Origin of the sequence: Sphingopyxis sp. C-1 (genome assembly GCF_001047015.1) — a bacterium.
In the GTDB taxonomy this organism is placed as follows: domain Bacteria; phylum Pseudomonadota; class Alphaproteobacteria; order Sphingomonadales; family Sphingomonadaceae; genus Sphingopyxis.
Map to the genome: position 1 here is coordinate 521,416 of NZ_BBRO01000002.1, position 12,203 is coordinate 533,618.

At 65.2% G+C, this 12,203-nt stretch carries 9 protein-coding genes; 1 reads left to right on the forward strand and 8 read right to left on the reverse strand.

Going from position 1 to position 12,203, the window contains the following annotated elements:
- Positions 1-11 precede the first annotated feature (11 nt).
- From galK to SC1_RS17075, 8 genes are all read right to left on the reverse strand, one after another.
- The gene (gene galK, locus SC1_RS17040) at positions 12-1,163 is read right to left on the reverse strand and encodes a galactokinase (RefSeq protein ID WP_062185353.1); all 1,152 of its coding nucleotides are present in this window, start codon (positions 1,161-1,163) and stop codon (positions 12-14) included.
- The gene (locus SC1_RS17045; RefSeq protein WP_062186903.1) at positions 1,160-2,170 is read right to left on the reverse strand and encodes a UDP-glucose--hexose-1-phosphate uridylyltransferase; all 1,011 of its coding nucleotides are present in this window, start codon (positions 2,168-2,170) and stop codon (positions 1,160-1,162) included. The genes galK and SC1_RS17045 overlap by 4 nt, the downstream gene beginning before the upstream one ends.
- The gene (locus SC1_RS17050; RefSeq protein ID WP_062185356.1) at positions 2,167-3,876 is read right to left on the reverse strand and encodes a glycoside hydrolase family 36 protein; all 1,710 of its coding nucleotides are present in this window, start codon (positions 3,874-3,876) and stop codon (positions 2,167-2,169) included. Before SC1_RS17050 ends, SC1_RS17045 begins: the two co-directional genes overlap by 4 nt.
- A complete protein-coding gene (locus tag SC1_RS17055) occupies positions 3,873-4,853 on the reverse strand; it encodes a Gfo/Idh/MocA family protein (protein ID WP_062185359.1) in 981 nt (326 codons plus the stop codon). The genes SC1_RS17050 and SC1_RS17055 overlap by 4 nt, the downstream gene beginning before the upstream one ends.
- Complete coding sequence (locus SC1_RS17060; RefSeq protein ID WP_062185362.1) at positions 4,850-5,893, reverse strand: zinc-binding dehydrogenase; 1,044 nt, start codon at positions 5,891-5,893, stop codon at positions 4,850-4,852. The genes SC1_RS17055 and SC1_RS17060 overlap by 4 nt, the downstream gene beginning before the upstream one ends.
- Complete coding sequence (locus tag SC1_RS17065) at positions 5,880-7,139, reverse strand: MFS transporter (RefSeq protein ID WP_062185364.1); 1,260 nt, start codon at positions 7,137-7,139, stop codon at positions 5,880-5,882. The genes SC1_RS17060 and SC1_RS17065 overlap by 14 nt, the downstream gene beginning before the upstream one ends.
- Before the next feature lie 13 nt (positions 7,140-7,152).
- The gene (locus SC1_RS17070) at positions 7,153-8,463 is read right to left on the reverse strand and encodes a glycerate kinase (RefSeq protein ID WP_202966824.1); all 1,311 of its coding nucleotides are present in this window, start codon (positions 8,461-8,463) and stop codon (positions 7,153-7,155) included.
- Positions 8,464-8,550: 87 nt separating this feature from the next.
- On the reverse strand, positions 8,551-9,453 hold the full coding sequence (locus SC1_RS17075; RefSeq protein WP_193749208.1) for a LysR substrate-binding domain-containing protein: 903 nt from the start codon (positions 9,451-9,453) through the stop codon (positions 8,551-8,553).
- A gap of 149 nt (positions 9,454-9,602) precedes the next feature.
- On the opposite strand from SC1_RS17075, the gene SC1_RS17080 reads away from it, so the two are divergent.
- Positions 9,603-12,182: a TonB-dependent siderophore receptor gene (locus SC1_RS17080; protein ID WP_062185369.1), complete on the forward strand. Its 2,580-nt coding sequence runs from the start codon at positions 9,603-9,605 to the stop codon at positions 12,180-12,182.
- Positions 12,183-12,203 lie beyond the last annotated feature (21 nt).

Here is a 12,203-nt window from a genome sequence, read left to right on the forward strand (position 1 = left end):
ATTGCGCCGATTTACAGAAAGGACGCGCCGGCGCTGGCGCGTTCGACCATGATCGCCGGCCTCTGACCCTCCGGCGTATGATAAGTGGCTTGGACATGCGCGGAGACTGCAGCAACGGCGTCGGCCTCGACCAGCGCGACAACCGCACCGCCAAAACCGCCGCCGGTCATGCGTGCGCCCCCGCGCCCGCCGATCACCCGCTGCAATTCCGCCACTAGCCGATCGATCGCGGGCGTGGTGATCTCGAAATCCTCGCGCATCGACGCGTGGGACAAGGCCATCAACTCGCCCAGCAGGATGAGATCGCCGGCCTCCATGGCCTTTGCCGCGGCCAGCGTACGCTCATTTTCAGTCACGACGTGGCGCGCGCGGCGCCAGGCGGTCGGGTCGAGGTCGCCCCGCGCAGCTTCAAGCGCCGATGGCGTCACATCGCGGAGCGCCGCCACACCGAAATGTCCGGCGACGCGTTCGCACTGCGCCCGGCGTTCGTTATACGCGCCGTCGACGAGGCCGCGGCGGATCCCCGAATGGACGATCAGCATCGCCAGACCGTGCGGCAGGGCGACCGGACGCACGTCGAGGCTGCGGCAATCGATCAGCAAGGCATGGCCCGCGAGCCCGTGCGCGGAGGCGAGCTGATCCATATTGCCGCAGCGCATGCCCACGAAATCGCATTCGGCGCGCTGCGCTATCAGCGCGATCGCTGTCGGATCGAACCGGCCGGGCGCGAACAAACCGCCGAACGCCATGGCGCTCGCAACCGACAGCGAGGCCGAGGAAGAAAGCCCCGAACCCTGCGGAATGTCGCCGGCGACGAGCATATCGAGCCCGCGGAATTCGACGCCGTCGGATTGCATCGTCGCAGCGACGCCGCGAATATAATTGGACCATGGCTGCGCCGTGTCGGGTGCGATCGGCGCGGCGAGATCGAATTCGCTTACGGCATCGCCGAAATCGGCGGCTATCAGCCGAACGATGCTGTCAGAGCGACGGCGGACCGCGACGATGCTTTGCAGACCGATCGCTGCGGGGAGAACGAAGCCATCGTTATAGTCGGTATGCTCGCCGATCAGGTTCACCCTGCCCGGCGCTCCGACGGCGAGGTCGGGGGCCGCGCCCATGAGCTGGGCGAAATGCGTCAGCACTTGACCGGCGAGCGTCACGGCCGCACCGCCCGCAACCGCTCGGCCGCCTGCTCGGGGGTCAGGTCGCGTTGCGCCTCGGCAAGCATTTCGTACCCGACCATGAATTTGCGCACCGTCGCCGAGCGGAGCAGCGGCGGATAGAAATGCGCGTGGAGCTGCCAGTGGCCGGCATCGCCTTCGCCGAAGGGGGCGCCGTGCCAGCCCATCGAATAGGGAAATGCACAGTCGAAGAGCGCGTCGTAGCGGCGGGTGAGTTCGCCCAGGGCCGCCGCGAGGCTCTGCCGCTGCGCGGTCTTAAGATCGGGCAGACGCTGCACCGCAAAACGCGGCAGCAGCAAAGTTTCGAACGGCCAACTCGCCCAATAGGGGACGATTGCGAGCCATTCGGCATGTTCGACGACGATGCGCGGGCCGCCGGCCTCGCGCTCCGCAAGCTCGATGAGCATAGGCCGGCCGCCCGCCCAGCTCCGCTGGTTCGCATCCTCGCGTTCGATTTCAGCGGGGATATGTCGGGTCGCCCACACCTGCCCGTGCGGATGCGGGTTCGAGCAGCCCATCATCTCCCCGCGATTCTCGAAGACCTGCACATTGGCATGGGTGCGGCCAAGGTCGGCGCATTGCTCGCACCAGCAATCGACGACCACGGCAATCTCGGCGTCCGACAGCGAGGGCAGCCCGCGCGCATGGTCGGGCGAGAAGCAGATTACACGGCAAGTGCCCGATGCGGCTTCGGCGCGGAAGAGCGGATCGTCGGAACATTCGGGCGCGGGCGTGTCGGCGAGCAACGCAGCGAAATCATTGTCGAAGACGAACGGGCCCGAATAGGCCGGATTGGTCGAGCCATTGGCGCGGCTATTGCCAGGACAGAGATAGCAGGTGGGATCATAGCTCGGCGGCCGTTCGGTCACCGCCCGCCCCTGCTCGCCCTGCCACGGGCGCTTGGCGCGGTGCGGCGACACCAATATCCACTCGCCGCGTAGCGGGTTGTAACGGCGGTGCGGATGTTCGGTTGGGTCGAAAGTCACGGCCACATGGCTCCGCTGCTATCGGTACAACGACTCTCGCCGGTTTCGGGATCGAGTTGCAGTTCGAGTGCCCGTCCGTCGGCAAGCCGTGTCCGCTGGACGATCCGCGCCTCGCCATTGCCAAGCGAGGGGTAGCGGCACTCGACGACGTCGAGGCCCGCGAGCGCATCGAGCAGCGTCGCGCGCTCCACGGTCAATTCGCCGAGATGGTCGCTCGTCATCAGCACCCCGCCCGACAGCCCAGCGAGCAGGGCGAGGCTGGCCACCTGCGCGTCACTGAGATCGTGGAAGCGGTCGCGAAGCAGGATGCAGTCGGGATCGGCCTGCCACAACCGCCCTGCGGCATGGTTGCGCGTCGCCTGATCGCGGAGCAGGCTTTCGGCCGACTGGTCGCCCGACCATTTGACCCCGACGTCGCGCCCGATGCGGACCGCATCGACCAGTCCGACCGACGCCCAGAGCGGGCAGCCGCAGCCGAGCAGAAGCGCATCGCCGATTTCCTCACGAATGATCGCCGCCATCTTGCGCCAGATCGCGATGCGCGAGAGGCCCGGTTCGTGCCAGGTCGCGCGGTCGGGTCCATATTCGGCGCCGAAGAACATGAAATCGGCCTTGAAGTAGCGCGCGCCCCATTCGCGCGTCCATGTCCGGAAAACGCGCCGGATCCAAGCCTCGGCACCCGGATGCGTGATGTCGAGGACATAATATTCCTCGCTGCGCTTGTGCCAACGAAACTCGCCGTAAAAGGCCATCTGGACGATCGGCATGCCGGTGTCGCGGTCGTGCACGACCCAGTCGGGATGCTCTGCATAAAGCCGGCTGCGGTTGCCGACGATGAAGGGTGCGATCCACAGGCCCGGCGTAAACCCGGCATCGGCAATCTCGCCGAGCAGCGGCCGCATCCCGCGCGGGAACTGCGGCTTGACGTCGAGCCAGTCGCCCATCTCTGGCGTGAAGCCGTCGTCGATCAGGAAGATGTCGAGATCGGTGCCGCGCGTATCGCGATAGGTGGCAGCGGCGCTTAGATGCTCGCGGATATTTTCCTCGGTGATCGCGGCGTAGAGATTGTACCAGGAACACCAGCCCCTGATGCGTTTTTCGGGAAGGCGCGGGGATATCGGCGACGCCGCCGCGACTTGGTCGGACCAGCGGACCAACGCATTTTCCGTATCGGCGTCGGCGTAAAAGAGCAGCGTCTCGGCGGCAGTCGCACCGGTCCGGTCGAGCAGGGTTTCGACGTCGATCGTCATCGCGTCGCCATCGCCGCCAAAGCGGAAGCGGTTCTGGAAGCGATCATGGCGATCGAAACCGAGCACGACGGCGCCCCGCCCTTCGACGGGCACCAGCGCGGTCAACGCAAAGCCGAGCGTCGGTTCCTTGCCCGGCGGCGCATCGCCCGCGGGAGTGCCGGGGTCGGCGAAGAAGCTGCCGTCCCAGCTATGATAGCCGTTGCGAAGATAGCGCCGGACGCCGCTGACCGCACCGAAGCGCAGACCGAGCGATAGCGGCGCTTCGGCAAGGCCGCTGACCGTGACGTCGAGGCGCATGACATCGCCTTGCGAGACCGCCAGCACGATCCGGCCGCCGTCTTCGAGCGACCATAGGATCCCGTTCGCGAGCACCGCCGCCGAACAGACAGGCACCGCGCCGTCGAGCAACGGTTGAACGCCGCCGAGGACGATCCCGCTCTTTTCAAATGACGTCATGACTTCAACCGGATTTCGCGGCGCTCGTCGGCCGACTGCCGTGCCGCGAGTGCGAGCTTGAGCGACGCCGCGCCTTCCGAAAGCGGAATATAGGGCGCGCCGCCGGTCGCGATCGCGCGATGCACGTCGGCAAGCTGCGCAACGAAGGGATCGGTCGGCCCGGCAATCTCCTCAGCCGCTACCTCGCCCGCCGTGCGGGTCAGCACCGCATCGTTCCAACCGGTAAAGCGCCCGGTCATGCGCTCGGCATAGACCGCCCATTCCTTGTGCCACACGCCGGGGACCGCAATGTTCGAGGCGTTGAGCGTCGCAATGCGGCCATCGTCCCAGCCGAAGAGGATCGCGCTGATATCCTCGACGTCATAGCCGGGCGTATCATGGTGCGCGAAATTGGTGCGGCGCGCATAGACGGTGTCGGGTTCGCCCATCAGATGACGGATCAAGTCGACCTGGTGGATGATCTGCTCGAGAATCTGGCCGCCCGATTTGGCCTCCTCGCGCCACCAGTCGGCGTGAAGCGCATTGCAATGATAAGCGCCGGCGTAAAGCCCGACTCGCCCGGTATCCGCCGACTTCCACCGCCGCACGGCGTCGCCGAAACGATACATAAAGCCGATCGCCGCGACGACGCCGGTCGCCGAGACGTCAGCGACCATTGCGTCGGCGGCTTGCTGGTTCAGCGCGATCGGCTTTTCGACGAGCAGGTGGACGCCGGCCTTGGCAACGCGTTCGATCTCACCGCCGCGATTATAGGGGGGCAAAGTGGCTACGACGAGGTCGGGACGCTCCTGCCGCAGCATTGCGTCGAGGTCCGTGTAAGCGGCGGCGGCGCGCGCCTCTGCAAACGCCTTTGTCCGCTCCGCATCGCGGCCGCAGCAGGCGACCAGTTCCATATCCGCGGGTAACGCCGCGACCGCGCCGGCATGGCGCGCGCCGATGCCGCCGCAGCCGAGCAGGCCGACGCGAAGCGCGCTCATATCCCGAACTCCAGCATCGCCTGCAACATGCCCGGCGCACCCCGGTCGAGCTGGTCGAACAATTCCGGCGCGTCGGCAAAGGGTGCGCGGTGCGTGATCAGCGGGATCAGGTCGAGCGTGCCGCCGTGCTGCAACTCGATCGCGCTTCGCCAGAGGCGCGGCTTCGACCAGCGATAGCTCGCGTCGGGCGAGACCCCCGAAATTTGCGAACAGATAAGCTGGATGCGGTTGTGGTGGAATTCCTCGCCGAGCTTGAGCCCCGGAATCGCGCCCTGGAAGAAACCCATCGCGACGACGCGCGCATTATAAGCGGCGGCGCGGATCGCTTCGCCAAGCGCGGGCGGCGCACCTGATACTTCGATACAGGCGTCGGCCCCGCGCCCGCCGGTGAGGCGCTTGATCTCCTCGGCCGCACCGGCGGGCTCGATCGCAAGATGCGCGCCGTGACGGATCGCGATATCGCGGCGCGCGGCGTCGGGGTCGATCGCGATCACGCGTGCGCCCGATGCGCGCGCGGCTTGCGCGACGATCTGGCCCGGGACGCCAAGGCCGAAGACGGCGATCGTGTCGCCGATACGGATCTGCGCGTCGTGGACGCCGTTCAGCGCGACCGCGCCGATGTGCGAGAAGATACCGATGCGCGGGTCGGCGCCCTCGGGCAGCAGTCGCTCACGTACATAATCGGCGGTCGCGACATGGTGTGTCTTGTGATTCCAGGTGCCGAAAAGACGCTGACCGACTTTCAGGTCCGCAATGCCGCCGCCGACCTCGACAATCTCGCCCGATTCCTCATAGCCGAGGTTGCGCACCGGCCAGTCCCAGCTCGGCACCTCGGCGTCGACGAACAGGCGCTGCGCCTCGTCGAACCGGCGGTGCATGAAGGGATTGGTGCCGCGATATTGCGTCAGCTCGGTGCCCGCGCTGATGCCCGAGAAGAGGGTGCGGATGCGCACCTCGTCAGGGCCAAGCGGGTCAAATGCGCTTTCCTCGAACGCAAGTTCGCGCGGCGCGGTGAGGATAAGCGCCTTATTCGACGACATTCACAATCTCCTGATTGGCCGCGACCCCGCGGCGAGCCTGCAGGCGCGTGGCGAGCAGGATGATTACGGCGGCCGCATAAAACCCTGCCATTGCGACGATGCCCGACCCCATGCCAAAGCTTTCGCCGATCCACGCGACGAGAATCGGGGTGATGCCCGCGCCGAGGAAGCCGATCATCGTCATCATGCCGACGGCGGTAGCGCGCGCCTGCGGCGGGACGACGTCCTGCATCGCGGCATAGATGCAGCCGTCGAACAACCCCTTCGCGATACTCGTCGCGACGAGCACCATGCCGATCTGCGTTGCGGTTTCGGCACCGAGCAAGGGCAGCAGCAGCAGGCCCGCAAGCCCGAGCCCGATCGCCAGCGTCGTGAAGCGTCCGATCGGCGATTTCTTCGCCAGCGTGTCGGCGAGGAGCCCGCCGAGCGGCACCGCGCAAAAGCCCGCGATATTGATCGTCGCCGAGCCGACCCATGCCGAATCGGCAAGATTCAGGCCGAGCAGATTCTTTACGAAGTAAGGCGCCCAGAAGGTTACGCCGGTCGATGCCCCCGTCGCGAGCGCGAAGACGACACAGAGAATCAACGCGGCGGGAATACGCAGTACGATCCCGATGGGATCGGCGGGCTTGCCCTGCTCGGCGGCGGTATGGACGATCGGCGCATCGCGGAGGAAAAACCAGAGCAGCGCAGCATGGACCAGCCCGACGGCCCCAAAGATCAGAAACGGCGCATGCCAGCTAAAAGCGTCGGCGATATAGCCCGCCGCGACCGCGCCGAGCCCCGAGCCCGCGAAAACCGCAGTCTGGTGCAGCGACAATGCGCGGCTGCGCATCTGCGGCTTGTGCCAATCGCCGATCAGCGCGGTGGCGGTGGGGTAGTAGGTGGACTCGCCGACCGCGACGAAGGCGCGCATCGTAAGCAGCAGCGCAAAGCCGGTCGCGAGGCTCGAGGCTCCGGTCGCGACGCTCCAGAAAACAAGGCCGAAGATGATGAGGCGGCTGCGGCGCACGCTGTCGCCGATACGCCCCGCGATGAAAGCACCGACGGCATAGATCCAGAAAAATACCGAGCCGAGCAGCGCAAGCTGGGTATCGGTGAGATCGAATTCGGCTTTCAGGTCGGGCAGCACGGCAAGCAGAATGTTGCGATCGGCGGCGTTGAGGAAGGCGACGAGCCAGAGCAGCCCGATCAATATCCACGGATAGTTGGCGCGCGACGCCAGACCTTCCCTGTTCCCAGCCATGTCGTCTCTCCCTTTACGCCGTCGGGTCGATCAATATCGCCCGAAAGTCGTTCACATTGGTCAGCGTGGGCCCGGTTATGACCAGGTCTCCAAGTTTTTCGAAAAAGCTGTAGGCGTTGTTCGACGCCAGATATTCCGCCGGGACGAGACCCGCCGCCTGCGCGCGCGCCAGCGTGTCGGGGGCGATCGTCGCGCCGGCGGCATCGTCGGTCCCGTCGATCCCGTCGGTGTCGCACGAGATGGCGAAAATGCCCGGCTCGCCGTTCAGCGCGATCGCGAGGCCGAGCAGATATTCGAGATTGCGCCCGCCGCGTCCCGCCTTGTTGGTAACCGTGACCGTCGTTTCGCCGCCCGAGATGATGACGCGCGCGGTGCCATCCTTTGCCATGCGACGCGCAAGGGCCGCGTGGCTTGCGCCCAGATGGCGCGCCTCGGCCTGGAGCTGGTCGCCAAGGTTGGTGACCTGATAGCCCTGCGCGCCTGCCATCGCCTGCACCGCCGCCAGCGCATCGCGCGCCTTGGCAATGATCTGCGTCTCGCCGCCCGCAATGCCGAGCGCATCGGCGGCGGGGGTCTCGTTCGCGGGGTCGTTCAGCGCCGCAGCAATTTGCGCAGACGGTTCGATGCCATATTTGGCGACGATGTCGCGCGCGTCGGACAGGCTGGTAAGGTCGGCGACCGTCGGCCCCGACGAGACGAAGCTGGGATCATCGCCGGGGATGTCGGAGATGATCCAGGTCGTGACATGCGCCGCGCCCGCCGCGACCGCGAGCCGCCCGCCCTTGACGCGCGAGAGATGCTTGCGGACGCAGTTGATCTCCTCGATCGTCGCGCCCGACTGAAGCAGCGCGCGGGTGATCTGTTGCTTGTCGGTGAGCGACAGTCCCGGCGCGGGCGCCGCAAGCAAGGCCGAGCCGCCGCCCGACAGCAGCAGGAGCAGATTGTCGCCCGCCTCGAGCCGCGTCGCGATCGCGAGCGCGCGTTCGGCGGCGACGAGGCTATTCTCGTCAGGATAGGGGTGCCCCGCCTCGATGATTTCGACGTCGCGCCATGTCGGCGCTGGTTCGGGCAAATGTCCGTGCCGCGTGACGACCAGGCCCTTGAGCGGTTGTTCGGCGCGGTCCTGCGCAACGCGCATCATTTCAGCCGCCGCCTTGCCGACCGCGATTACCACCGTACGGCCGTGCGGCGAGTGCGGGATTTTGCGCGGCATCGCCACCTCCGGGCTTACCGCGCGCACCGACTCGCGAAACAGCGCGATCAACCGGTCGCGTTGCGCAGTCTTGCCCACCTGTTCGGCCTCGGTAGCGATGACACCCTCCACTTGTGATTTGCCTTTGGGGTGAAGCAGAGCGGCAAAAGCGCCTAGCGCCAGATTATGGAACTATTTGTTCCATTTTTCGCAACTTGGTCAAATTTCCCAGGAAAGCGTCGGTCTCAGCTTCTCGGTCAGATAGTCGATCAGCGATCGCACGCGCACCGGCACCCCCTTGGGATCGGCGAACAGCGCGTAAAAGCTCATGTCGGGCGCCTGCCAGCCGGGCAGCACCTCGACGAGCTTTCCTTCGGCGAGATCGCTCTTGCAAAGGAAGGCCGGGAGCGTCGCAATGCCGAGTTCGGACCGCACCGCGTGGCGAAGCAGATTGAGGTCGTTGCACACGAGGCGCGGCGAGAATTCGACCGTCACCTGCTCGGTTTCGGTATGGAGCGGCCAGCGCTGACGGCGGTCGACGGTGCCGGTCGCGAGCAGGTCGAAGCGCGGCAGTTCGACATGGTTCTGCGGCATGCCCTTGCGCTCGAAATAGCCCGGCGCGCCGAAGAGGCCACATTCGGTGACACCGAGTTTGACCGCGACAAGCTCCGAATCGGCGAACGGCCCGACCGCAAGCGCGACGTCGAAACCCGCACGGAGCAGCCCGACGGCATCGTCGGTCATCACGCTGACAAGGCGCACGTCGGGATAGAGATCGAGGAAGCTCGCGAGCAATGGACCGATCAGGCTCTGCCCCAGCACATAGGGGATCGCGATCTTCACCACCCCGCGCGGCACATTCTGGCGGTTCTGCAACGCCCGCTCGCCGTCGCGCAGCACGCCCAGTGAGCGCAGGCAATATTCGAAGAACATCGCGCCGTCCTCGGTCACGGTCACCGATCGCGTCGAACGGTGGAGCAATTGCACGCCGAGATTTTCCTCGAGCCTTGAAATGCGCCGGCTGACCGTCGATTTGGGAAGCCCAAGCGCCTGCCCTGCCTTGGTCAGGCTTTCGGTCTCGACGATCTTTGAAAAGACCTGCAGATCGCCCAGATCGAGCATCATTCGTCTCCCGCAATTTATGACTTATCGTATCATTATCAGCAACACAGCGTTGCAACAATACGGGCTTTCGTTGAAGGACCCTCCCCTTCAGTTTTTATGACAACGGCCTGCAAAGGGCCCGGACGAGACCATGGGAGGAGACCAGCATGACCGCTCACCGCCGCTTTTCGCGCACTTTCCGTAACGCCCTGCTTTGCGCGACGCCGCTTGCCGCGACGCTGATGCCGTTGCAGGTGGCCCACGCGCAGGACACCGACCAGACCGCGCCGCAGACGGCCGACGAAGCGGTCGCGAGCGATCAGGACACGATCATCGTCACCGGCACCAGCCGCGGCCGCATCGCGCTCGACACGCCGCTCGCGGTGACGTCGGTCGGCGAGGATTCGCTGGCACGCCTGGGCGTCAGCAGCCAGGCCGACATTCTCGCGAGCATTCCGACGATCAAGGCCGACGCTGGCGGCGGCGAGGTCGCATCGAACGTGTTCGTGCGCGGTCTTCCCTCGGGCGGGCAATATCAGTTCACGCCGCTGATGTATGATGGCATCCCGGTGATGTCGACGTTCGGCCTCAATTCGTCGGCCTATGACGTCTATTACCGCAACGACCTCGGCATCTCGCGTCTCGAGTTTGTGCGCGGCGGCGTGTCGAACCTGTTCGGCCCCGGATCGGTCGCGGGCCTGATCAACTATATCAGCAAGAGCGGCCGCGACGAGCTGGAAGGCACTGCGCAGATCGAATGGGCCGAAAAGGGCCGCTATCGCGGCGACGCGGCGATCAGCGGACCGCTTGGCGAAAATCTCTATTTCGCGCTGTCGGGTTTCTATCGCAAGGACGACGGCCCGATCAAAACGGGCCTCGACACCGAGGGCTTCCAGGTCCGCGGCAACCTCAAATATGAGTTCCCCGACGACAGCGGGTCGATCACGCTTTACGGCCAGTATATCGACGATCAGGCACAATTCTATTTGCCCGTCCCGCTCGATGGCACGACGCGCGGGCGCATCGCCGGCAACGACGGCAAAAAAGTCTATCAGTTGATGACGCCCGACGTCGCGGGGCTCGGCTTCAACACTCCCGACGGCCCGTTCGCGACCGATATCACCGACGGCGTGACCACCCGCGGCGGCCAGGTCGCCCTCGCTTTCGACAAAAAGTTCGGCGACAGCGGCTGGGGCATCAACGGACGCGTCAAATATTCGGACTATAAGCACAAGTTCGGCCTGTGGTCGGATGGCGACGGGGTCGTGAACGTCCCCGAAACGCTGAATGCCTTTGTCACCAACGCCGCACGTCGCGGCCAGATTCCCGAGCTCAACGGCATCACTGCGGCCAACGCGACCTTCACCTATGTCGGCGGCGGCGCGGTGGCGGCGGACGACCTTGTCTTCGCCAACCGCTTCACCGACCGCAACCGGCCGATGCACGACCTGTCTGCCGAGCTGAACCTGACCAAGGAAGCGACGACCGGCAATATCGAGCACAGCTTCACGCTCGGCGGCTTCTATGCCGACACGGTCGCGCGCGACGTCAACGTCACGACGACATTCCTCGCGGCGTTCAACAACCAGCCGCAGTTGATCAACCTGTCGGTCACCAACCCCAATACGAACGTCACGACGATCATTTCGCGGAACGGCCTGCTCAACGCCGGCGGCGGTTATGTCAACAACCGGCATCAGGCTGAGCGCTACGCCGCCTATTTCGCCGACCAGATGCAGATCGGCGACCGCTTCAACCTCGATATCGGCGGACGCGTCGAACATTATAAGGGCGACATCAGCCGCGAGCGGACGTCGACGACGGTGACCGACGCCACCACGCCCAACCTGTCGGCGTCGCTGCGCGACGTGATCTGGGGCAATGACGGCTATCTGACCGGCAAGGTTTCGACGACCGAGTGGGCGCTGGCCGCCGGCGCGCTCTACAAACTGACCGACGATGTCAGCCTCTATCTCAATGCCAGCCGGGGCTATTTCTTCCCCGAGGTGCGCGCGGTCGGTTTCCTGCCGCTGCCCGCCGGGACCGCCGCCAATGCCAGCGTGGCCCCCGGCACGCAAAGCTATGAAGGCGAAATCATCAAGCAGGTGCAGGGCGGCATCAAGGTCAGCCAGCCGGCCTTCAGCCTTGAAGCCTCGGCCTTTTACACCAGCCTCAAGAACCGCCGGCAGGTGCTGTTCGTCAACGCGCCGGGCGGCGGTTTTCAGGAACTCGTCAATCTGGTCGCCACCGAATCCTATGGTGTCGAGGCGGTGTTCGACCTGAAGCTGCTCACCAATCTGCGCTTCAACGGCAATCTGACAGTGCAGAAGGCGAAATATACCGAGTTCCAGTCGAACGTCGGCGGCGTCCCGACGTCGAATCCGGCGATCATCGGCAACGATCTCGAGCGTCAGCCGCAGATCCTGTACAATGCCGGCCTCTATTATGACGATGGCGCGCTCGATGTGTCCTTCTTCACCAACTACACCGGCGACAATTTCACCGCGTCGAACAATTCGATCAAGCTCGACGGGTGGAATATCGTCAACCTCGACGCGGGCTATACCGTGCCGCTCGGCAACAAGAGCCTGCGCCTGGGTGTGAATGTGTTCAACGTCTTCGACACCGATGCAACGACCGAAGGGTCGCCGCGTCTCGACAACAACCAGACGGTCGGGGGCGCTTACTTCGTCGGCCGTCCGGTCCTGCCGCGCCGTATCACGGCGCGCGCCACCTTCAACTTCTGAGAGAGAAAACGGGCATCCGCG

What these genes read in the sequence shown, in the direction of transcription:
- SC1_RS17060 (WP_062185362.1), bottom strand. Translation starts at nt 5,893, where the DNA reads ATGTCGTCGAATAAGGCGCTTATCCTCACCGCGCCGCGCGAACTTGCG.
- SC1_RS17050 (WP_062185356.1), bottom strand. Translation starts at nt 3,876, where the DNA reads ATGACGTCATTTGAAAAGAGCGGGATCGTCCTCGGCGGCGTTCAACCG.
- SC1_RS17055 (WP_062185359.1), bottom strand. Translation starts at nt 4,853, where the DNA reads ATGAGCGCGCTTCGCGTCGGCCTGCTCGGCTGCGGCGGCATCGGCGCG.
- SC1_RS17075 (WP_193749208.1), bottom strand. Translation starts at nt 9,453, where the DNA reads ATGCTCGATCTGGGCGATCTGCAGGTCTTTTCAAAGATCGTCGAGACC.
- SC1_RS17080 (WP_062185369.1), top strand. Translation starts at nt 9,603, where the DNA reads ATGACCGCTCACCGCCGCTTTTCGCGCACTTTCCGTAACGCCCTGCTT.
- SC1_RS17065 (WP_062185364.1), bottom strand. Translation starts at nt 7,139, where the DNA reads ATGGCTGGGAACAGGGAAGGTCTGGCGTCGCGCGCCAACTATCCGTGG.